The sequence below is a fragment of the Psychrobacter sp. BI730 genome (assembly GCF_013414195.1).
GTDB lineage: Bacteria > Pseudomonadota > Gammaproteobacteria > Pseudomonadales > Moraxellaceae > Psychrobacter.
Map to the genome: position 1 here is coordinate 96,165 of NZ_JAATTV010000008.1, position 22,631 is coordinate 118,795.

General features: G+C 43.3%; 21 protein-coding genes and 1 pseudogene. 8 read left to right on the top strand and 14 right to left on the bottom strand.

Annotation, left to right across the window (positions count from 1 at the left end; genetic code table 11):
• Positions 1 to 41: 41 nt before the first annotated feature.
• Both HCZ91_RS07865 and aroQ read right to left on the bottom strand, forming a co-directional pair.
• Positions 42 to 1,343: an AarF/ABC1/UbiB kinase family protein gene (locus HCZ91_RS07865; protein ID WP_179798957.1), complete on the bottom strand. Its 1,302-nt coding sequence runs from the start codon at positions 1,341 to 1,343 to the stop codon at positions 42 to 44.
• A 123-nt stretch (positions 1,344 to 1,466) separates the two neighbouring features.
• The gene (gene aroQ, locus HCZ91_RS07870; protein WP_179798958.1) at positions 1,467 to 2,003 is read right to left on the bottom strand and encodes a type II 3-dehydroquinate dehydratase; all 537 of its coding nucleotides are present in this window, start codon (positions 2,001 to 2,003) and stop codon (positions 1,467 to 1,469) included.
• Between the two features lie 446 nt (positions 2,004 to 2,449).
• Here aroQ and HCZ91_RS07875 point away from each other — a divergent pair, with 446 nt between their 5' ends.
• Together HCZ91_RS07875 and HCZ91_RS07880 are read left to right on the top strand one after the other, a co-directional pair.
• The gene (locus tag HCZ91_RS07875) at positions 2,450 to 2,665 is read left to right on the top strand and encodes a cold-shock protein (protein WP_057760416.1); all 216 of its coding nucleotides are present in this window, start codon (positions 2,450 to 2,452) and stop codon (positions 2,663 to 2,665) included.
• Positions 2,666 to 2,955: 290 nt separating this feature from the next.
• On the top strand, positions 2,956 to 4,110 hold the full coding sequence (locus HCZ91_RS07880; protein ID WP_102091784.1) for a DEAD/DEAH box helicase: 1,155 nt from the start codon (positions 2,956 to 2,958) through the stop codon (positions 4,108 to 4,110).
• 107 nt (positions 4,111 to 4,217) lie between these two features.
• Here the strand turns inward: HCZ91_RS07880 and HCZ91_RS07885 are convergent, their stop codons facing one another.
• The 7 genes from HCZ91_RS07885 to ilvA form a co-directional block, all read right to left on the bottom strand.
• A complete protein-coding gene (locus tag HCZ91_RS07885; protein WP_179798959.1) occupies positions 4,218 to 5,117 on the bottom strand; it encodes a sulfite exporter TauE/SafE family protein in 900 nt (299 codons plus the stop codon).
• A 97-nt stretch (positions 5,118 to 5,214) separates the two neighbouring features.
• Positions 5,215 to 5,475, bottom strand: coding sequence for a cbb3-type cytochrome oxidase assembly protein CcoS (gene ccoS / locus HCZ91_RS07890; protein ID WP_102091786.1), 261 nt, complete (start codon positions 5,473 to 5,475; stop codon positions 5,215 to 5,217).
• Positions 5,476 to 5,590: 115 nt separating this feature from the next.
• Positions 5,591 to 6,319 carry a YdcF family protein gene (locus tag HCZ91_RS07895; RefSeq protein WP_257020005.1) on the bottom strand — a complete coding sequence of 243 codons (729 nt, stop codon included), beginning with the start codon at positions 6,317 to 6,319 and terminating at the stop codon, positions 5,591 to 5,593.
• A 49-nt stretch (positions 6,320 to 6,368) separates the two neighbouring features.
• A complete protein-coding gene (gene murB, locus HCZ91_RS07900) occupies positions 6,369 to 7,409 on the bottom strand; it encodes a UDP-N-acetylmuramate dehydrogenase (protein ID WP_257020010.1) in 1,041 nt (346 codons plus the stop codon).
• Between the two features lie 315 nt (positions 7,410 to 7,724).
• Entirely contained in the window at positions 7,725 to 8,222 is a 498-nt protein-coding gene (locus HCZ91_RS07905) for a low molecular weight protein-tyrosine-phosphatase (protein WP_101205020.1), read from the bottom strand.
• A 207-nt stretch (positions 8,223 to 8,429) separates the two neighbouring features.
• Positions 8,430 to 8,858 carry a S4 domain-containing protein gene (locus HCZ91_RS07910; RefSeq protein ID WP_057760405.1) on the bottom strand — a complete coding sequence of 143 codons (429 nt, stop codon included), beginning with the start codon at positions 8,856 to 8,858 and terminating at the stop codon, positions 8,430 to 8,432.
• Positions 8,859 to 9,102: 244 nt separating this feature from the next.
• Positions 9,103 to 10,656: a threonine ammonia-lyase, biosynthetic gene (gene ilvA / locus HCZ91_RS07915; protein ID WP_101205019.1), complete on the bottom strand. Its 1,554-nt coding sequence runs from the start codon at positions 10,654 to 10,656 to the stop codon at positions 9,103 to 9,105.
• Between the two features lie 307 nt (positions 10,657 to 10,963).
• On the opposite strand from ilvA, the gene rpiA reads away from it, so the two are divergent.
• The gene (gene rpiA / locus HCZ91_RS07920) at positions 10,964 to 11,623 is read left to right on the top strand and encodes a ribose-5-phosphate isomerase RpiA (RefSeq protein ID WP_057760400.1); all 660 of its coding nucleotides are present in this window, start codon (positions 10,964 to 10,966) and stop codon (positions 11,621 to 11,623) included.
• 136 nt (positions 11,624 to 11,759) lie between these two features.
• On the opposite strand, the gene argF is transcribed toward rpiA, so the two are convergent.
• The 3 genes from argF to dnaB form a co-directional block, all read right to left on the bottom strand.
• A complete protein-coding gene (gene argF / locus HCZ91_RS07925; RefSeq protein WP_057760398.1) occupies positions 11,760 to 12,683 on the bottom strand; it encodes an ornithine carbamoyltransferase in 924 nt (307 codons plus the stop codon).
• Between the two features lie 217 nt (positions 12,684 to 12,900).
• Positions 12,901 to 14,007, bottom strand: a complete 1,107-nt coding sequence (gene alr / locus HCZ91_RS07930; RefSeq protein ID WP_179798961.1) for an alanine racemase — start codon at positions 14,005 to 14,007, stop codon at positions 12,901 to 12,903.
• Between the two features lie 178 nt (positions 14,008 to 14,185).
• The gene (gene dnaB, locus HCZ91_RS07935; protein ID WP_057760393.1) at positions 14,186 to 15,589 is read right to left on the bottom strand and encodes a replicative DNA helicase; all 1,404 of its coding nucleotides are present in this window, start codon (positions 15,587 to 15,589) and stop codon (positions 14,186 to 14,188) included.
• Positions 15,590 to 15,886: 297 nt separating this feature from the next.
• On the opposite strand from dnaB, the gene pdxA reads away from it, so the two are divergent.
• Entirely contained in the window at positions 15,887 to 16,987 is a 1,101-nt protein-coding gene (gene pdxA, locus HCZ91_RS07940; RefSeq protein WP_179798962.1) for a 4-hydroxythreonine-4-phosphate dehydrogenase PdxA, read from the top strand.
• Positions 16,988 to 17,148: 161 nt separating this feature from the next.
• On the opposite strand, the gene HCZ91_RS07945 is transcribed toward pdxA, so the two are convergent.
• Positions 17,149 to 17,928 carry a transglutaminase family protein gene (locus tag HCZ91_RS07945; RefSeq protein WP_179798963.1) on the bottom strand — a complete coding sequence of 260 codons (780 nt, stop codon included), beginning with the start codon at positions 17,926 to 17,928 and terminating at the stop codon, positions 17,149 to 17,151.
• Between the two features lie 520 nt (positions 17,929 to 18,448).
• Between HCZ91_RS07945 and rsmA the strand changes: the two genes are divergently transcribed.
• The 3 genes and pseudogenes from rsmA to HCZ91_RS07960 form a co-directional block, all read left to right on the top strand.
• Positions 18,449 to 19,312, top strand: a complete 864-nt coding sequence (rsmA, locus tag HCZ91_RS07950) for a 16S rRNA (adenine(1518)-N(6)/adenine(1519)-N(6))-dimethyltransferase RsmA (protein ID WP_102091795.1) — start codon at positions 18,449 to 18,451, stop codon at positions 19,310 to 19,312.
• Positions 19,313 to 19,453: 141 nt separating this feature from the next.
• Entirely contained in the window at positions 19,454 to 20,290 is an 837-nt protein-coding gene (locus HCZ91_RS07955) for a symmetrical bis(5'-nucleosyl)-tetraphosphatase (protein ID WP_179798964.1), read from the top strand.
• 128 nt (positions 20,291 to 20,418) lie between these two features.
• Positions 20,419 to 20,745: pseudogene (locus tag HCZ91_RS07960) on the top strand (DDE-type integrase/transposase/recombinase); the annotation flags it as partial.
• A gap of 318 nt (positions 20,746 to 21,063) precedes the next feature.
• Here the strand turns inward: HCZ91_RS07960 and HCZ91_RS07965 are convergent.
• The gene (locus HCZ91_RS07965; RefSeq protein WP_179798966.1) at positions 21,064 to 21,504 is read right to left on the bottom strand and encodes a hypothetical protein; all 441 of its coding nucleotides are present in this window, start codon (positions 21,502 to 21,504) and stop codon (positions 21,064 to 21,066) included.
• Between the two features lie 270 nt (positions 21,505 to 21,774).
• Here HCZ91_RS07965 and HCZ91_RS07970 point away from each other — a divergent pair, with 270 nt between their 5' ends.
• Positions 21,775 to 22,194, top strand: a complete 420-nt coding sequence (locus HCZ91_RS07970) for a PPC domain-containing protein (protein WP_045455780.1) — start codon at positions 21,775 to 21,777, stop codon at positions 22,192 to 22,194.
• The last annotated feature ends 437 nt before the right edge of the window (positions 22,195 to 22,631 follow it).

The following is a 22,631-nucleotide window of genomic DNA, read 5'->3' on the forward strand; positions in this document are numbered from 1 at the left end:
AGATTTAATCGTGGCAGTCAATATACCTACCTACTACGCATCTACGCATCGATGTATTCGTCAACCAGTGGTGAAAGGTCGATCTCGACGCCTAGGTTGACCAGATTCCAGTACTGTCCTGATACAGTACGGTCTAGCATCATAGTGGTAGCTGAGGGTTGAAACTGACCGAAGTACTTTAAAGACGTACGCATCTGTGCAATGGCCTCGTGATGGACTTGGCTACTGCCAAAATCAAATTCGCCTTCTTGATAGGGGCTAATGGATAAAGGTTTAAGCCCAATCGATAGCCACTTTTCATAAAACTCACCAGGGATGTTCTTATCATCTTCGCGGCGAATATCTAGGGCAATCAAATCTTGTTCAAGTGCAGTGACGTCACCTCTTAGCGCATGTTTAACAAAGCGTTTGAATAGCTGCACTTCGCTATCGCTATAGCTGCGGATGCCACCAAAATCATAAGCCACGACACTGCCATCATGACGGAACGCAAAGTTACCTGGATGAGGATCGCAGTGCATACGGTACAACCCAAACAGCTGACCTGCGGTAAAGTGAAATAGGCGCTCTGCTATTTTTTGTTTGACGTCATTGTCCCATGTCGCAGCGACAGTCAATGTCTCTCCCATCTCTTCGGTCAGCGTTAAAATCCGTCTAGAAGAATGGCTGCTAATCACTTTTGGAACAATAAGGCCTTCATCTTCTGCATGAAAAGCGCCGAATACGCGTAAGTTATGAGCCTCTTTGACATAGTCCAATTCATCATGCAGGCTCTGGCGAATCTCATTAAAAAGCTGCTCTTGTAGTTGCTTACTCATATTGAGCACGCCAGCGATTTTTAATGCCATACGTACTTGTTTGAGATCGCTATCGCAGTTTTCATCAACATCAGGATACTGGACTTTGACCACCACTTTTTGACCCGATGGCAACGTCGCTTTATGCACTTGTCCAATGGATGCTGCGGCAAAAGGTGTCTCTTCAAACTCTCTAAACAATTCTAAGATCGGTGCTTTTAGCTCGCGTTCAACTTGGGCTCGTATCTGCGCATACGGCATTGGCGGCGCATCTTTCTGTAGCTTTTCAAGTGCTGACGCAACCTCAGGCGGGAACACATCCTTATATTGTGAAGCAATCTGTCCGACTTTCATCACTGCGCCTTTCATCTCACCCAACGTTTCGGCAATTTGAACGCCCACGTCTTGCATCAGATCTGAGCGAGCTTGCAGACGTTTTTCTTCGTCACTTGAGAGATGCTTAAATGAGTTTTTGGCGGCTTTGCCAGCAATACTCGCTGTCATGCCAGCGAGTTTCATAAAGCGTTTTCCGGACGATTTTGCCATTCATGTCACCGTATAATGGGTTGTTTGCTCAGTCGTAATTCTATTATTTTAATTGCAAGATTACTGTTTGACTAATGTGTGAAGACGCAAGTAATCATTTACAAAAAAGTAAGCACAGTCATATCATTTGTTTGTGTCAACTGCATACATATTGCTCAACCAGTAATCAAGCGCCATTTGATAGCCCAATTGTCCCAAGCCGCAAATGACACCGACCGCAACATCACTTAGATATGAATGATGACGGAAAGGATCACGGGCATGAACATTGGATAAATGTACTTCTATAAACGGCTTTTGGGTGGCCAATAGCGCATCGCGTAGAGCCACTGAAGTATGCGTAAATGCAGCCGGGTTGATAATGATAGCATCGACTTGGGCAGATTTGTCCGCCAATAATCCATGATGCTGAATGTCGTCTACTAGCTTACCTTCATGGTTGGACTGTATGCATATTAACTCTACACCGTGGCGTGCGGCGCGCTCAACTAGTTGCTTTTCTATATCAGCAAGTGTCGTATGACCATAAATATGCGGTTCCCGTTTACCTAGTAAATTCAGATTTACGCCATTTACCAGTAGTAATTTATGAGTCAGTATTTGATTTGAATTTTCGTTAGTCGATTGTTCGGCTGTTTTTGATGGAGTAGAGGAGGTCATAATGGTCTCGGTAACTATTGAGCGATATTAATAATTTATAATAATATATGAATAATTTAAGGCGCGAGCTGCCAAGCTAAATTGGCTTCAACGCATTTTGCTCTTTATCATAACAGCTTGCCAGCTAGGTTATAAAAATTTGTCTAAAAAAATTATTTAGATATCAAAAAGCATATTAAAAGTCTTTATGTTGCTAAAAACCCGTGCTATGATATTTTTTATGCAATAAATATTGCAAGTTTGTTGCTATCATCAAATTTCATGACGATAAGCGCTTTTGGCGAATTCGTTATGGAAGCACTATGTAGGTAATTGAAGTACTACATAGACGATGGTAAGTAGAGTAGTAATACTCTTAATTTTTGATTTCATAATCTTAGACCCTGTTTATATGCAATGTCGCAAAGGAAGCTAGGGCTAAGCGGACTTTTTTAGGAAGTAATATTATGTCAGCTCGTGAGCAAGGTATCGTTAAGTGGTTTAATGACTCAAAAGGCTTTGGTTTCATTCAACGTGACAGCGGAGAAGATATTTTTGTCCATTTCCGCGCGATTCAGGGTGATGGCTATCGTTCTCTAAAGGATGGCGAAAAAGTTGAGTTCAGCGTAGTAGAAGGTGACAAAGGTCTGCAAGCTGAAGAAGTCAGAAAGATAGAAGAGTAGTTTACTCAGACATTAAAGCGGTTTAGTTATAATGTCTGTACAAACTACTGATATACTACTGAGTCAAGCCCATCTTATCTTACCTATGTTGAGTGAACCGCAGCATATTTGGTAGGATTGGATTCGGGCTTGGCTTTTTTTATGCCTATATGTCTGATGGTAGTTTGCAGACTTGATAAATCTGCTCTTACTGCTCACGGTTTAAACACTACACTTGACACTATAAAGGTTCATTGTGAGCCTATTTATAATTAATAAAATACAAGTAATTCATTTAAAAGGATATTTTTTTGAGCAATTTTACAACGTTTACTGATTTGCCACTTTCAACAGCGACCCTGCGTGCAGTAAGTGATCTAGGCTTTACTGAATTGACGCCGATTCAAGCAAAGATACTACCGCATACATTGGCACATCAAGATGCTATTGGACAGGCACAAACGGGCACAGGGAAAACAGCGACTTTTCTACTGACTATTATGGAAGCCTTACTTAAGCGTCCATTTACCAATGACGAAGAGCGCTATCTTGGTGAGCCGCGTGCTGTGGTCATGGCGCCAACTCGCGAATTGGCTCAGCAAATATTTGATGACTGTATTGCATTAACCAAATATACCTCGCTACATAGCGTCTGTATTATGGGCGGTACTAACTATGAAACTCAGCAGCACGAGCTTGAACGTCAATACGTTGATATCTTGGTAGCGACGCCTGGCCGTCTAATTGACCTTGCTAATAAAGGCATGGTGTATCTAGATAGAGTAGAGGTACTGGTACTTGATGAAGCCGATCGCATGTTAGATATGGGGTTCATTCCTGATATCAAACGCCTAGTTGGTCGAATGCCTGCCAATACCGATCGCCAAAGCTTGTTGTTTTCTGCAACCTTTAACCAAGATGTGATGAATTTGGCCTATCGTTGGTTACATGAGCCTCAGTTTGTTGAAATTGAGCCTGAACACAAGACCAGCGAGTTAGTAGATCAGCATTTTTATTTGCTGACAGAAGATCAAAAGCTAGACGCCTTGCAGCGTATTATCAGTGATGAAGCAGTAGAGAAGGTCATCGTCTTTGCCAATCGTAAAGACCAAGTAAAGCGTCTGTATCACAAACTGCGTCAAGCGCATAATATTGTGATGCTCTCGGGCGATGTCATTCAGCAAAAACGTGAGAAATACTTACAGCGCTTTAAAGATGGTCACGCGTCTATCTTGGTGGCGACAGATGTAGCAGGGCGTGGTATCCATGTCGATGATATCAGCCATGTGGTTAATTTTACTTTGCCTGATCAGCCAGATGATTATGTACATCGCATTGGTCGTACGGGCCGTGCGGGACAGACAGGTATTAGTATCAGCTTTGTGAGTGAAGATGATGCCTTCAATATACCGGCATTAGAGAAGCACTTGGAAACCAAGTTTACGCTTGAGCAGTGGCAGGAATAATTGCTATAAACTGAGCACTACTTAACAAGCAAAAGCCCTCAATATCGAAAATGGTATTGAGGGCTTTTTTATATGCTAAGTGTTAATAGTATCTGTTACCGATAACTTTATTGAGCGTGTTCCATCATCTCAGTATGCTCATGGTGATTCATGTCCACTGATTCATCACTCATGTCATTCATACTATGATCCATATGGTCGTCCATATCCTGCATGTTGTGATCCATGTCTGCTGCCATATCCGTATCATGATTCATTTGGCTCATGTCGTGAGAGTCCATATCAGACATCATAGCAGTGTGGCTACCATGATTCATCTCACCATGGCCGCCATGCATATTTGCCATGACCATCGGCACGACCGCTACTGCCAAACCTGATATGACCATAACCGCACCATTTAACTGCCTTAAGCGAAAACGTCCGATCTTATCACGTAGCCAACCGACCGTTTCGTGCGTCGCAACCAACATCGGTATGGTTCCTAGACCAAAGACAAACATCAACGCAGCACCGCTTAATGGACTATGAGCAACGACCGCAATTAGTAGAGCGCCATATACCAAACCACAAGGCAAAAAGCCCCAAAGCAACCCTGCTGTTAATGCGCGCGGAAAAGTATTGAGTGGAAATACCTTTTGACGCAATGGGCTAAGATACTGCCAAAAGCGCATACCAAAACGTTCAAGCTTAGTCAAAAACGGCGCACCAAGCATCGTCACACCGACGAATACCAGTACCAATCCTAATAAAATACGCGGTGTACTATTACCCATCATCAATGGCTTTAATACGGTAATACCGATTAGCCCTGCAATTAAACCCAATAATGCGTAACTCGTTAAACGCCCAAAATGATACGTGGCCACCAAAGCACGACGTTTGGCGGGGCTGACATCTTTCATAGACAGACCAAATGCGGTCACAAGACCGCCACACATGCCTAAACAATGCGGTGAACCAAAGAATCCCATTAGTAATGCCGCCACAAGTAAAGCGATGGTCATGAATGCGTCTCCTAAGAATAGTAAAGGGCGAACTTGCTAGTGCTGAACTGGTTAATAAAACGGCACCAATAAATTACGCATTTATAAGGTAGATAAATTAGATGTTTGAATCTTTATCTATCTCAGAATGTTTGTTATTTCCAACAGTTGCCGCTGTTTCATCTTGTTGCTGAGTAGGTGCTGAGCGTTCATGAGCCTGCATGGTTTGGCGGCGTTCTTGACGGTCATCCAATATAATACGCTGTGATGCATTGTCCAGATCTTCGAATTGATTTGACTTGACCGCATAACGCACCGCCCAAATAGCAACCACAAACAGCATGAGACTTAATGGAATTAATAAAAATATACTGAGCATGGCAAATCTCTTAAATAGCAGTGTCTCTTATTATTATACACCCATCACAAATGTAGTGGATGTTCGGTAGCATTTAGGATGAGTTTCTCAATGGTATCGTATATATCTTTAACGTTTATTCGTCAGAGTTTTTTGCAACACTGCCTCTTGGGGTCAATAGCTGCTGTGAAGTCACATCTTTGGCATGGCGGCAGTCCATCTGTGGACGTATCACATCGCGCAGGTAGGCTGCGACCTCATAGACAGCGCGCCTTGAGTGACTTAAATTGTACGCAGGCTTCATCCAGTCGCGTCTTACTGGCAGTGGCGCAGGAAGTGGTGTGCTATTGATACCGTTTAAGGCAAACTGTCTGCGTGCACGTGCCATATGATAGCTGTCAGTAATCAAATATACATGGCGTAGCGGAATGCGTTTGGCTGTAAAACGGGCGTTTTCACATGTATTCATGCTGGCATTTTCACTGATCAGTCCGTCGATACCGTGTTCCATCAACCATTGACCGAGCCATGGAGCTTCAGCACCACTCAGTACGATCGGTAGAGGTAAGTCATGGTAAGCGCCTGCAGCGGTACGGGCGCGATTGAGGCTATAACGATTCAAGATAATTTGGTTGTTGTGGTCGTTGGTCAGACCGCCGCCTAAGACTACATAGGCAGTAGGCGGTGAGCTCATGGCAGCAGAAGGCATATCAGGTAGTGGCAATAGAGAAAAGATATAAACGATTGCTTGCGAAAACGGCGGAGTAAATAGGCTAATAATCACTAAAATGACAGACGTGGAGCCTAGTATAAAAGTAATATTGATAATGCGAAAAAGCGTCACCATGCGTTCAGAAAACCGCAAGTAATATCGCCATAATCGTTTAGATAATAGCCGCTTAGACCATGATTTTTTAGGCCACATGCTCAGCATATCCAATTGAGCCATCAGCATTTACCCAGACTGGCTCACGTGACAATTGAATGGCAAATTTTTCATAGACAGTAGCAGCGATATGTTTCTGCGCTATGGCTACATCTTCTTGCGTGGCTTGCTGAGGCGTATGGTTGGTCAGTACTAGTGCTTGCTGCTTGTGTGTAAAAATAGGTGCAATGCCGCCGCCTTTTAACCCTGCTTGTTCAATGAGCCAACCTGCAGCAACTTTTATCGTTGCATCAGGCATCGCATAACCAACGATAGCTGGATAAGTTGTTTGCAGCGCTGTGAACTGCTCCTGAGCGATAATAGGGTTTTGAAAAAAACTGCCACAATTAGGTAGCTGTTTTGGGTCTGGCAGTTTTTGTTGTCTAATATCTATAATGGCTTGCATAACATCATGAGGCATCGCTTGCTCGCGCCCTTGTTGCTCCGCATAGCGCTGCGCCACAGTCTGTACATCGCCATAACTGGCTAGAATATTGGCAGGATCAGTATGTAATCTGAAACCCACACGACTAATAAGCCATGTGTTTGGTGTGCGTTTAAAGATACTGTCACGATAGCCAAATTGACAATCGGCAGCTGATAAATGGTGCCAAGTTTGTGTCGGCAAATGATAGGCGCGTACATACTGTAAGCGGTCTTCTAATTGTACGCCGTATGCACCGATATTTTGTATGGGTGCTGCGCCCGTCAGGCCCGGTATTAGTGCAAGGTTTTCCAATCCATACCAACCTTGATTGACCGTATGTACGACCAAATCATGCCAGTTCTCACCAGCCATTACCTCGATATCAACATAATTGTCGGTTTGATTGGTCAGATGAATACCACGCATCTTTGGCTGCAATACTATAGCCTTCAACGCGGCAGGCAATAAAACATTGCTACCGCCAGACAGTACAAACAGTGGTAGCTTGTCTGCTGTATCCTCTATATAAGCTGCCATAAAATCATCAAGCTGCGCTTCATTCTCTAATGTCACTACAGAGTCAGCAACACAAGCCAATGCCATAGTATTATCATGTGACAAATCGATTGAATCATTAACTACGGCAGTCGCTGAAACATTCGAAACATCAGAGCTGATGGTAGACTGAGTACTGTGGTCAAGGCGTGAAGCTTGGGTCATAACATAGCCTATGTGGCAAAAGGATAATAAATGATAAGGTAGTTATAGTTGTTTCAATTTAAAAGAGATACAAAGCAACTGAGTGCAGACGTAACTGTGATACTTCAAGCGAGGTTAACGCTGTAGCTCTTTTATAGAAGATTAACCTTATTATAGAGGATACCGGATGCAAGAGTAGCAGAAATATAGACGGTATGGCTAGCAGGCTTTCCAGCTTTCTATCCAAGCTTGGGCGCTTGATTCGATACGCTCGATCACTTCTTCGAAATCATCGTTATCGCCCTTATATGGATCTGGCACATCGCTACCGCAATAGGTAGGGTCTTCTTCACTGAACAGCGCTAGTGTTGCTAAATTATCTTCTGACTCTGCAATGCTGTCTTTAATAGCTTGTAGATCAGCTAGATTCTGTGAATCCATGGCTAAGATTAAATCAAAATCATGAAAATCACTGGTACTAACTTGACGAGCGACCAGCTTATTAATTTTATAGCCGTGTGACTTAGCATGACGTTGTGAGCGAGCATCAGGCGCACTGCCAACGTGCCAATCACTGGTGCCTGCTGAGTCTACTTTTATAGATAGTCCAGCAATCGCTGCTTGCTGACGAAAAACTTCTTCAGCAGTAGGGGAGCGGCAGATATTTCCCAAACATACCAATAATACAGACGAGGGAGTACAGGCTTTCATCAGCATAATATGACCTTCTATAACAAAAAAAACATGCTATAAGAGACCAGCATTGTTAATGCGGCTTTTATTAGCATGCAATCGATTGAATCAGCTGCTAGCGTAACGCTTAATGCTTGGAATGGCAAGGATAGAGACTAAACAATAGCGTCATTTAACAATGGAAATTTGGCCATATGATGCATGGCCAAAAGGTGAGATAGTGAAACGGTTTTAATCTTGATTACTTTTAAAACGCTGTAGATCGCGTCGCTCTTTTTTGTTGGGTTTGTTGTCAGGACGAGCAAGGTTGGCCAGTTTGCGCTGTTCGGCATAGTAAGCACGGCGCGTCTCGCTCTCTTTTGTCTCTGAATATAGTACCTCAGCGGCGGTCGCATTGCCACGCTGTGCAGATAGCGCCTCAACAACGACAGTCTTTTCAGTCATAGCGGTCGCTGAGCCTTGACGAATGGTTAGCTCATCTCCGACTGAAATCTCTTTACTGGTTTTTACCCGGCTACCAGCATAGTGCACGCGTCCACTTTCAATCGCTTGTTTGGCTAGGGTGCGTGTACGATAAAACCTAGCTGCCCAAAGCCATTTATCGAGACGGATTTTCACCAAACCTTGGTTATTATCATCAGCATTAGCATTTTTCTTCATAAGAGTCACTCTGCATTCGTTTTTATATTAAATCATAGTTTTATATAAATAATATTAGGGCAACTTTACTATTTGCAAATGTATTTTTGTGATTGTAGTGCTTAGGACGTGTTCCCAGTTCAAACGTTTATCACCATTTTTAAAATAGGGACATTCCCTAGTATCGGGTTATATGATGCAAAAAGCGGCTAATCATAAGAGAAGCCGCTTTTGTTATTCATCTTAGGAACATACTCTTAAGAGGTTATCTTAAAAACAACTGATAGCCAATGTTGTCATTGACCGTGGCACAGTCATAACCAATATCTAAAAGCGCGTCTTGTAGCTGACGAGAGTTACCTTCAGAGGCTTGCAGGCCAACCAGCACACGACCTTCAGCAGCACCATGGTTGCGGTAATGGAATAAAGTAATATTGAAGTCATCACCCAATTTTTCTAAGAACGTTAGCAATGCGCCTGGACGTTCTGGGAATACTACTTGTAGCAATTGTTCGTTTTCGACATGAGCATGACCACCAATCAAATGACGAATATGTGATTTGGCGATATCATCATCAGTCAGGTCGTGAGCAGTGTAGCCATCGTCTGACAATTGGTTACTGATGGTTTGACGCTCTTTTTCGCCTTCTTTTAAAGCGATACCTACGAAGATTGAGGCAGGCTCCATTGAGTCTGGTGACTTTTTGCTGTCAGCACGGTAGTTAAACTCTGTGATGTTACGGCCATGTAGACTGCGACAGAAGTTCAAAAAAGCGCCTGTTTGTTCAGGAATAGTAACCCCAAAGATGGCTTCTTTTTTCTCACCGATTTCGGTACGCTCAGCGATATAACGCAGGCGGTCAAAATTCATATTGGCACCGCAAATGATACCGACGCAGTTTTTATCTTGAATATTATTGGCTTCGATATATTTTTTCATACCAGCGACTGACAACGCGCCAGCAGGCTCAACGATACTGCGATTCTCTTCAAAGATATCTTTGACAGCCGCACACACTTCATCATTGGTACAAGTGATCACTTCAGGCTCAACGATAGGGCCTGAGTTATCGCTTTTTTGCGTACGGACGACATCAAAAGGCAATTCACCAATCTGCGCGACTGCCACCCCATCGACGAACAATCCTACTTGCTCAAGTTTGACACGTTCACCTGTTTCAAGTGCTGCTTTTAGACAAGCTGACTGCTCGGCTTCTACCGCAATCACTTTGACATGTGGTGCCACTTCACCTAAAAATGCGGCCACACCTGAAATCAGACCACCACCACCAACGGCAACGAATACATAGTCCATATTACGCCACTGCTGGGTCAGCTCAAGACCGATGGTACCTTGTCCTGCGATGACCAGTTCATCGTCATAAGGCGGAATAAAGGTCAGTCCTTCGCGTTCAGCGCGGTCAATCGCATAGCGGTTTGCTTGATCAAAACTATCACCGTGCAGATCTACATTGCCACCAAGTGCTCTTACCGCATCCACTTTGATGTCAGGAGTCGTGGTTGGCATAACGATGATGTTATTTAGTGATAATTTGCGTGCAGAGTAAGCCACGCCTTGCGCATGATTACCTGCTGAAGCACAAATCACGCCGCGTGCTTTTTGCTCGTCGCTCAACTGACTGATACGGTTATAGGCACCGCGCAATTTAAATGATTTGACTGGTTGTAAGTCTTCACGCTTGAATCGAATGTCATTGGCAAAACGTTGGGTCAGCTTGGGCGCCGTTTCAAGTGGTGTTTGAATAGCAACGTCATAGACGGTGGCTTGTAAGATGGCTCGTACCCAGTGTGACAGCATAGTAATCCCTAAACAGAGTGAATATAAAAAGTATAAATGAATATAAAAACGAAATAGATTAGCCTATGCCGATTTTTAGTATCTTGCAAGACTCAATTGCAGTTTTCTTGGGATTTCGTACTTGAATTTACATGAAGTGCAGGTATTTGCCGAAGTTAAGTCTTAGTGTAGGCACGATAGGACTCACAAATTAGCGTCATGATGCGCTAACATCCGTTAATATCATCGGTTATAATAGCCGCGCATTTTATCTGTTTTAGCCTTTTACTTTTTTTAAGACCATACGTTTATTTTCCAAGGATTTATGATGAGTGATCAGCAAGCACAAAAGCAAGCCGCGGCCAAAGCTGCTCTAAGCTATATCGAAGACGATATGATACTTGGGGTAGGGACAGGTAGTACGGTCAACTGTTTGATTGAGTTGTTGCCACAATTGAAGCTTGCTGGCGCTGTCGCTAGCTCACAGGTGACAGAAGACAAACTTCGTGCGCTTGGTATCGAAATAGTCGATTTAAACTTTGCTGGTACATTGGATGTTTATATCGATGGTGCTGATGAAGTCAATGAGCACTTGCAACTTATCAAAGGCGGCGGCGGTGCATTGACTCGCGAAAAGATTGTGGCTGCAGCTTCAAATAAGTTCGTCTGTATGGTCGATGATAGCAAAAGCGTTGATATCTTAGGTCGCGCGTTTCCAGTACCGATTGAAGTATTGCCACAAGCACGCTCGTATGTGGCTCGCCAATTGGCCAAATTGGGCGGTGAACCCGTATATCGTGAAGACTTTGTCACTGATTATGGTAATGTCATTTTAGACACCTATGACTTGGATGTGAGTAATCCAATCGCGCTCGAAAAAGAGCTAAATAATATCGTAGGTGTGGTATGTAATGGTATCTTTGCAGCAAACCAAGCAGACGTTTTGCTAAAAGCAGGTGCTAATGGCGTGACAACGCTCACGCGTTAATCTATGATCAAATCATTTGTATAAATAAAAAAGCCGTCCAGATCTGGACGGCTTTTTTATTTGGGAACTTATTTAGGAGTTTATTAGCAAGTTATCTTACTATTGATCTCACTGTCTTTTTATAGAATAGCCTAAGTTATGCAGGTAACTTGATTTTGTCTTTAAGTAAAAACTCCATCAATGCTTTCTGTGCATGTAAGCGGTTTTCAGCTTCGTCCCATACGACAGAGCGCGGGTCATTAAGCATGTCATGAGAGATTTCCTCGCCACGATGGGCTGGCAAGCAATGCATAAACACCACTTCAGGGTCAGCTTTGTCTAATAGAGACGGCGTCACTTGATAAGGCGCAAAACGACGTGCACGTGTGTTTTGCTCTGACTCTTGACCCATACTTGCCCACACATCGGTGACAATTAGATTAGAATCTTTTGCCGCATCTTGTACGTTTTCTACCAGACTGACGCAGTGTGAAAAGCGCTCCATAAGTTTCGGATCAGGCTCGAACCCATAAGGCGCTGCCACGCGTAGTTCAAAACCAAACTGATTGGCAGCTTGCATAAATGACGAGCACATATTGTTGCCATCACCAACCCAAGTCACAATCTTATTTTCGATACTACCGCGATGCTCGTAATAGGTCTGCATATCAGCGAGCAACTGGCATGGATGATAGTCATCGGTCAATGCATTGATAATCGGTACACTAGAGTATTCAGCAAAGGTTTCAACTTTTTCGTGCCCAAAGGTACGAATCATGATGATATCTACCATACTAGAAATCACGCGTGCTGAGTCTTCTAGTGGCTCGCCGCGACCGAGCTGCGTATCGTTTGGTGATAAAAATATGGCGTTACCACCAAATTGACCCATACCGGTCTCAAACGAGATACGGGTACGCGTTGAAGATTTTTCAAATATCATACCAAGCGTACGACCAACAAAAGGCTGGTATATCTCGCCTGCGTGCTGCATCTTACGCAATTCGCTTGCACGTTTGATTAAGTTTTCTAGTTCTTGTTTGGTTAAATCAGATAAGGTTAAAAAATGGCGCAAACTCATAGTAATCCTAGCAGTCGATCGCAGTCAGTGAAACGTTATCAGTCTTCAATAGCATCGCGTCAGTGCGTATACTGGGTTGACAACAAACTTTTAGTATAGCGTATTTACTTTCAATGTAAACGTTCATTTTTATCAAGATCAAATGGCTTGCCAAATAGACCGAAATCACATTAGCAATCCACGATACCTTGTACGCTAATGACTGTGCCGCTAATGATTATGCCTGTGTACGGTTTGGACGTATGCTCAGGCGACATAATAGCTCATAGCTAATCGTCCCAGCATGACTTGCGATTTCATCGACACGCGGCGCATCGCCCCAGAGCATGACCTTGCTATCTATAGCAAGACTCTCAGGTGCGCTACTGATATCAATGACAATCATATCCATAGCCACGCGTCCAATCACTGGGCAGCGGTAGCTTTGGCTGTCGTTAGCATTCATAACAGTGACATACGCATCATCCGTGACCACACGTGGATAGCCATCGCCATATCCAACACTGACCAATGCCGTTCTGGTGTCTTGCTGCGCACGCCAGCGGCTACCATAGCCGATCGCATCATTTGCGCTAACGGTTTGTAGAGCAATGATTTGAGCACTAAATTCCATCGCGGGCTGCAAGTCTAATTCTTGTGCGCTTTTATCAACGACAGGCGAGCTACCGTATAAGATAATGCCTGGACGTACCCAATCATAATGATGTTCTGGGAAGTTGACGATACCAGCAGAGTTGCATAATGAGCCTTGGATATCTGGGCTAATGGTGTCTTTCAAAGTAGCTAGCACGCTTGAGAAACGCTCAATCTGCATGGCATTTAATGGATGATCGTGATCATCAGCATTGGCAAAATGCGTGGCTAGAATCAGCTGATAACCTGCTTCATGCAGACGTTTTGCTGCTGACAGCACACCCTCAGCATTGAAACCCAAACGGTTCATGCCCGTATTGTATTTGAGCCAAGCCACTCTAGTTGCACTGCCAGCTGGCGGGATGTTTTGTAGTGCCCACTCTAGCTGTGGTCCGTGGTGAATCACGCAGCTAATCTCATGATCAATCGCTTGCTGCCACTCATCAGCGGTAAACGCACCTTCTACTAGACCGATGGTTTTCTCCCAACCTAGCTGTCTGGCTTCTAATGCTTCGGTTAAAGTCGCGACACCGATACCATCTGCTTGCTGCAGGGCTGGCAAGACTGCCGCTACGCCATGCCCGTAAGCATTGGATTTGACCATAGCCAACACTTTAGATTGGGGTGCTCGTTGTTTGACTTGATTTAGGTTATGAGTAAGGGCTTTTGGTTTTATAGTAATTGTGCGCATAATCGCCTTCTGTATGAGTAGAATTATGAAGTTATAAAGCCAGTACTGCATCGATTGGGTTGATGCGGTACTGGCTATTGTATTAAAACTGATTGTATAAAATGATTTATTAACCGATGACTAAACCTGAGTTTATATAAAGCTTAGTCTTGGTCAGACTTAAATTTTATAAAATAGGTTACTCATCATTCTCAAAACTCACGCCTTGATAGTACTCTGGCGTTAGATTAATAAAGCGGGTAAATTGACCTTCAAAACCTAAACGAATAGTACCAATAGGGCCGTTACGCTGTTTACCAATGATGATTTCAGCCACGCCTTTATGGTCCGAGTTTTCATTATAAACCTCATCACGATAGATGAACATAATCAAATCGGCATCCTGCTCAATCGCACCAGACTCACGTAGATCCGACATGATAGGACGTTTATTTGGACGGTTTTCTAGACTACGGTTAAGCTGTGACAATGCAATCACGGGACATTCAAGCTCACGTGCCAGTGCCTTTAAACTACGAGAAATCTCGGAAATCTCGCCAACGCGGTTACCATCTAGACTTGGCACTTTCATAAGCTGGAGATAATCGACTACGATTGCACCCAAGCGACCGTCATGGTTTTTGGCGATACGGCGGCAGCGGGAACGCATCTCAGACGGCGGTAGGGCAGTACTATCATCAATATATAGATGCTTTGATTGCAAGTGTTGAATGGCGTTCATCATCTTTGCCCATTCATCTTCGTTCATTTGCCCAGAACGCAGGTGCGTCTGGTTAATCGCGCCCCATGAGGACAGCAAACGCATGACGATTGATTCAGCGGGCATCTCCATCGAAAACACCACGACGGGCAAATCTTCATTAAACAAAATCCCTTCTGCCAAGTTCATCGCAAAAGTGGTTTTACCCATCGAAGGACGCGCAGCAACAATAATCAAGTCACCCGCTTGTAGGCCTTGGGTTTTGTTATTCAGCTCGGCAAATGGTGTCTGCAAACCAATCATGCCATCGGGGTTTGATTTGAGTTCTTGAATCTTATCGATAACATTGGTTAAGACAGAGGTAATACCAACAGGTCCTCGCTGTTCCGCACGTTTGTTATGCTGCTCATTGATACTAAATATTTTGCCTTCGACATTGTCTAGAATGTCGCTAACGCTTTGGTCTTTTGGATTATAGGCAAGCGTCAGCATGTCATTACCAGTGGTAATTAACTGGCGTAGGGTTGATAGTTCACGCACACGCTGGGCGTAGGCAGTCAGGTTAAACAAAGTCGCAGGACTTTGGCTCAAAATATCAGCCAAATAACTGTCACCACCTGCACCTTTGAGTAGCTTTTGCGCTTCTAACCAGTCGTGTACCATGACCGTATCATAAGGCTCATTCACTGCCGCCAAATGGGCGATAGCATCAAAAATATATTGATGTCGCCCAGCATAAAAGTCATCTTTGGTGACAATATCGGCAATCTTGTCGTACGCCTCTTCGATACTCATCAAAGACGCGAGCAATGCCTTTTCAATATCGATATTGTGCGGCGGTGTCTGATTGAGTAGGTCGTCGGTTTTGTCGTTTTCTGCCATGAGTGCCTAATGAGTTAAAATGGGTATGAAAAAAGATGTCGATGATAGAGCAATACAAACGTAGCGCGCCTCTATGATAGAAGTACCAAAACGCGGTCTCAGGTTTGTCTGTAAATGCTACAATCAGATGCGAAAGTTTAACACATAATGTGGTTTTTTAGACTTGATAAAGAACTAAATCTAAAGTGATTGTTTTTCATGAACTAAGAAATACCATAAAGCATCTAATTGTAAAAACTTAAAATATTAATTATAAATATAATAAAATCAGTAATTTAAATAAAAAAGGCTATTGTTATGACAGAAGAAAAGCGCCCGCTATTAATCACTACAGGTGAGCCTGCGGGTATTGGCATGGACGTCGTACTAGGACTAGCAGCAGAGGGTAAGTTGCAAGACTTTGCTCGGCCAATTTGGGTGACTGCTGATGCTAAAGCGATGCAAACTCGCGCGGAGGAATTGGTTGCAGCTAGCGTTCTCAAAAGCATACCTAGTTGGCATACTATCAATACAGATATAAATGCCGATAACGTCGATGTTAACTTGGTAGATCAGATATCGCAGCAAGATATAGACGCTGATAGTGCTTTCATCCTACTGAGTATTCCTTGTGCCGCACCAGTTGTCTGCGGGCAAATCAATATCGCTAACTCAGCGATGGTGGCTCAGCAATTAGATATTGCTCATAAACTGGCAATAAATAATACAGTCGCTGCCATCGTCACTGGGCCATTGCAAAAATCAGCGTTGATAGATGCTGGTATCAAGCTATTAGATGGCACCATGTTTAGTGGTCATACTGAATTTTTTATGCAGCAAAGCGATCGTAAAAAAGTCGTCATGATGCTGGCCAATCAAGCGATGAAAGTCGCGCTTGTCACTACGCATTTACCATTAAAGGACATCACTGCTGCGATTACTGCGGAGAACGTACGCCAAACGGTACAAATTGTCATCGATGATATGAGAGAGAAGTTTGGTCTCATGCAGCCTCGTATCTTGGTTTGCGGTCTCAATCCACATGCAGGCGAGGGCGGGCACTTGGGAAGTGAGGAGATTGAGATTATCAATCCAGTTCTGAGAGAGTTTATCGATGCAGGTATCAATATATCAGAAGCGATGCCAGCGGATACGTTATTTACCACTAGACATTTAGCAAACTGTGATGCGGTCATTGCCATGTATCACGACCAAGGATTGCCAGTATTAAAATCGCACGGTTTTGGCGATACGGTCAATCTAACCTTAGGCTTGCCTTATATTCGCACTTCTGTCGATCATGGTACGGCGTTAGAATTGGCAGGAAGCGGCGGTGCGAGTGCGACCAGTTTATATCAAGCACTAAATATGGCTAATGAGATGGCGGATAAGTCACTTATCGATGTACCTGCTGTATAAGTCAGTACTTATAGATATTTTTCACATAGTACTTAATAATTTTATTATCAGTAATGCCTACCTAAAAAGGCAGCCGCTTAAGACGATTTAGTAAAGTTTTTATCGTGTATGACAGGCAGCATCTGTCTTAAACACAGGCTCGAAAGCCTAGGATCAGGACCCTAAGCTTGTCTGGTTACGGATACCGATTGGTTGATGAGCTCCATGGATCCGAACGAGGTTAAGAACGCGACGTTGGACGCATCGGACCCAACACCGATGCGGGCCATTGTGTCGGCACCTGCCATGCCAGTCGGATCAATGAGGTGCCAGCTCCCTTCAAGATAGACCTCGGCCACGGCATGAAAGTCTTGTGGTGTCACATCGGGCGCATAAACGCTCACAAACCTAGCTGGTATCGACGACGCGCGCGCTAGTGTTACGAGAACATGCGCAAAGTCGCGGCATACGCCCTGACGTTGAGCAAAGCTGTCGAGCGCGGTGGTTTGTGCATGGCTCGATCCGGGTACATAGCTAAATGCCGACTCGATCCAGTCGCGCATTGCGGCAATCCGTGCGCCGCCAGTGAGATCGCCAAACTCGGCGTCCACGAAGGCATGGAACTGTTCTGACGGGCAATAGTGAGACGGCATTAAATGCCTGATCGTCTCTCCGGGCAAAAGATGCAAGGGCGTTTGGGACAGTGCCGATATGTCTAAGGCAGGACGGTCAACGGCGATTTCTGCGAGATAAGTGCAGCTAAAATCCCCTTCGGCATGAATCCAAATCCGCTCTCCTATGCCATCATCGGCGGTAACCCGTGAAAAATGCGCAACGTCTGATGTCCAAATCTCGGCTGACCGTACCCGTTGATCCGCAAGATCGGCAGCTTCAATCTGAAGCAAAAGATCCATTGGCTCTGAGAGTCGATAATGGAGGGTGACGTTAAGTTTCAGGATCATATGTGAGTTCCCTAAGGGTATTTATCTGGCGGGCTGACGATCGCGTAGGGCTAAACTGCCTCGACCATATCAGAGACTGGCTTACTTTACTGGAGTCAGACAGCAATGCCTGACAGGGTTAAATTATCATAATAGCGCTTTTCAAACTCAAAAGGTGAAACATAACCAATTGCGTTATGCAGTGGGGCTTTATTAAACCCAAGAAGCGTTAAAAATCGTTTAATTATCGATTTAGTTTTACGCCGCAATCGTTATGATGTCGCCATCTTTGGACCTGTTTCTGTCTGCTAGCACTTGATTTGACGCTACTATTTAGAATAGTCAGAGTTTATATTATATGAATGTAGAGGTAAAAAGTTACCGGGCCGGTTACTCGAAAGCATGGCTCGTCTATCGATAATAATTATTCAAAAACACAGCCTAATTATGAGCTGTGGTATAATTCACCATTATAAAGTCAGTATATCGCTGCCATTACATTATCATCGCCCATTTATCTTTTATACATTAAGACTCTTTTATGTCCAAAACTTCATTTGATGCTCAAACTATTTCTAACAGCTTACGTGCTGCCAAACATCAGCCGCGTAAGCGCTTTGGCCAAAATTTCTTGCATGATACTAGCGTCATTCGCGAAATCGTCGAAAGTATTCGTCTAGAGCGCGATGACAATTTGATCGAGATTGGGCCTGGTATGGGCGCATTGACCGAGCCGTTATTGGCAGAAGTGGATGCAATGACAGTGGTGGAGCTAGATCGCGATTTGGCAGATAGCTTGCGTATTCGTATCGGTGCCAATAGCCATCCAAACTTTGAGATTATCAAAGACAACGCGATGCATGTGGACTACCGTGAGCTATATAGTGAAGAGCGCGGTAAGCTGCGCGTAGTGGGCAACCTACCGTATAACATCTCAACGCCTATCTTGTTTCATTTGCTTAGCTATGCCGATGTGATTCAAGATATGCATTTTATGTTGCAAAAAGAAGTGGTTGAGCGTATCACAGCTGATGTGGGCAGCAAGACTTATGGCCGCTTATCGGTCATCATGCAGTACCATTGTGATACAGATTATTTGCTGACCGTTCCTCGCGGTGCGTTTAATCCACCACCCAAGGTGACCAGTGCTGTCTTCCGCCTGACACCGCATATCAACAAACCAGTAGTCGCAAATGATGAAGAGCATTTTGCCATTGTCGTACGTGAGACTTTCAACCATCGTCGCAAGACGCTACGTGCTATCTTCAAAAAATCAACGTTGCTACCGACATTGAGCGAAGACGATTTTGAGGCTTGTGGTATTGATCCGCAGGCACGACCTGAGACATTAAGCGTCACAGACTTTGTGAACCTAAGCAATCATTCACAACAGCTAGACGTATAATGTATTTTTGATACATAAAAGCATGCTACTAACCGTCAATTATAATGGCGGTTTTTTATGCTTTATTTTTATGACTAGTACTTAAGTATTTATTTCTTATCGAGCTGTCTTTAACTATCGTATTTAAATCGTTGAGGTGTTATGAGTTTTCGCCATCAGTATGTTATCGGTGACTTACAGGGTTGCTATGCTGCATATCTACAATTGCTAAAGACACTGGATTTCGATCCTGCCCAAGACAAGTTATGGTTTGCTGGTGATTTGGTAGCACGCGGCGAGGACTCATTGAACACGCTGCGTCATGTCAAAGTGTTGTGTGAGCAAGGCGCTGCGGCAACGGTATTGGGCAATCATGATCTTAATTTGATAGCAGTCTGGCGCGGGGCCGCCAAGCTTAAAAATAAAGACAAAACGGCACCTATCTTTGCTGCGGATGACTGTGATGAGTTGCTCGAATGGTTACGTAGGCAGCCGATATTAGCCTATCCTGATGAGCACACGGTAATAGTACATGCAGGGATTCCACCGCATTGGAGTATTGAAGCCGCTGCAGGATACGCACAGCAATTAGAAGCTCAGCTGCAAAGTAATTTGAATCAGCTCGATCAATTGCTGCCGAATCTATATAGCAAAGAAGCGGATGAATGGCATGCAGGTATCGAAGGATTTACTAAGATGCGTGCAATTGCTAATTACTTTACGCGTATGCGCTTGTGTAAGCAGGATGGGTTGCTTGAGTTTAGCTTTTCAGCAGGTTTAGATGAGGCTATGCCAATCGATTTTTTGCCTTGGTTTGAGTGGCAAGTGCCGCGCACTCGTAAGATACTATTTGGGCATTGGGCTGCGCTAAAAGGCGAGATTGATTTGCCACATGCGCGCGCACTCGATGGTGGCTGCGTGTGGGGTAATTATCTATTAGCTTATAGATTGGGTGACGGTAAGGTAATAACTTCAAGCGCACAGTGCCCGAGTTCATAATGAATGTTATAAGCGTCTTAATATATAAGGCTAAATAAACAGTCTGTTATAAGTAGTTCCATTATACCAGTCTGTTTTAAGTAGTCTGTTAATAGACTTAAAGGGTGAAATAACTGGTTTCGTTGGGGTATACTGCGTTTATTATAGATGTGTTTGTCCGTAGTATTGTTGGCTGGAAGGTATCTAATCGTATGAACATCGATATGGTGATGGCAGCGTTAAATCAAGCCATTGCAGACAGAAACAACCCAAAAGACGTTATTCATCGTAGTGATAGAGGCGTTCAGTATTTATCTATTCGTTATACTGATCAGATGGCTGATTCTGGCGTTATTACCTTTGTTGGAACGCGGGTAATTCATATGATAATGCATAGTACGATTGGTTATGTATCACCTTTTGAGTTTGAAAAGCAATATTATGATAGTCTTAATGAGTCAGGCAAAGTTGCCTGACTCAAATAAAACGCTCTCCGATATAGTCGGGGCGGTTCAGATAGCCAACTGGTTTAATATTATTCCGGTATATATGGGGTTAAAAAACGCACTAAGGCAGTGATTATTAAGAGTATTAGAAGAAGGTGTTGATATTTTATAAATCGTTCTGGGATAAATAAACACAGCACAGATACTATAAAAATTCCTATAATTTCAATCAAATTAGATAGACTTTGAGAGCCAAATCCTAGCCCAGTTAATACGACCCACAAAAATGATGGTAAGAATACTAGGCTAAATTTTTTCAATGGTTTATTCATAGGTTAGGCTTATCTGCTATGTAGGCGCAATTTCTATTGCACCGGCAACGGCACAACCCTGATATACTTTGCCTGCGTAAGTTAATATTGCAGTAAATTCATTTTGATAGCCATTGTCATCGATACAAAGGTTATTTTTTATATTCACAACAATAGGCTGTCCATTGACAGTACTCGCGTATTCGACACCTTCAGTATTGACAGAACCAGAACCCACCACGGTAACTGTTGCTGTCGTTGGCTTTAAGAAATTTGCCTCTATACTTAGCTCATTTCCTTCAATCACTATTCGCCAAATTTTCCCTTTGTTTCCAAAAGCAGTAAATGCCCCTGACGCTACCGGCGCTTCTATTGTAGGCTGCTTACTCAGATCCGTGGTGTCGGCACGATGGTTACTACAAGCCACTAGAGCTAAGCTGCCCGTTAAGCACATTGTCGTTAGAAGCAAAGAACGCATAATTTTTCCTTTAATATAATAAGAGAACACTACTATTTAGCAGTGTTCTCTTTGTTTACGTGATGAAATTCAGGTTTTTACTACCATAGGTAGGTTTGCGGTAGAACTAGAAGCTAGGGCATTAATTAATACTATCCATTACGGGCAGCCTTATTCAGTAACTTACCAACGCACTCTCTATATTAGTAATACTAATATAACATATCTATAAAATTTAATAGCGTGAAGTAAGTTAAAATCGGTATTTTTTACTGCTCGGGGATTTAAAATATGAAAAACTTAACGGCTGCTATTCTAATTGCGCTTCCTGTTCTAATGGTAAGTCCTACAGTAATGGCCGCATCTTCAGATGCAGTGGCTAAAACTGTTGATGTTCAATTTAAAAAAGGCGCTAGTTCAGCTAACTATTATGGGAAATTAAAGGGTATTAAGTACGATTCCTATACATTTTATGCCAAAAAGAACCAAAAGCTTTCTGTTAAAACAACGGGAGGGAATGTAGATTCTTATTTATTTAATAAGAATTTATCAGATTCTGTCAATGTAGGAGAATATTCCTCTGAACTAGATAACCAAGGTTATTACAAGCTTCCATATTCAGGTAAATATGAATTGCGTATTCTTCAGCCACGTTCTCAAGCTTCTAAAGGAAAAACGCCTCCATATTGGCTAGAATTATCTATTCTATAGGTATATAAGCTTAATAATGGAGAGCATCCTATATTCTGTGTAACAGCTATGTGGCTTTCATCAATAATTACACAAAATGTAGGATGCTCTCAGCTTTTCATGCTACCAGCCATCTGCTGGGCCAGTTTTTTAATGTCGTTTTGGTTAGTCATTGCTTATTCTCCTGTTAATGGATTATAAGCAGTTACACAAAGTTTGGGAAAGGCTCCTTAAAACTTCAGCAATAGTTCTATCCAAGGCTTTTTAAGCTTGATAATCTAACGTTTTGTACACCATGAAGTACACTGAGACTATCTCAGCGAGTTAAAACGTTGATACCATTAGCCCACAGCTTAGTGTTCAAGTCCTCACTAGGGTACCGAACCAGTGAAAGCACCTGATTGGTTCGCTGTAGGTACATCTTAATATGATAATACCTTTAAAGTATTTAGTTTAGC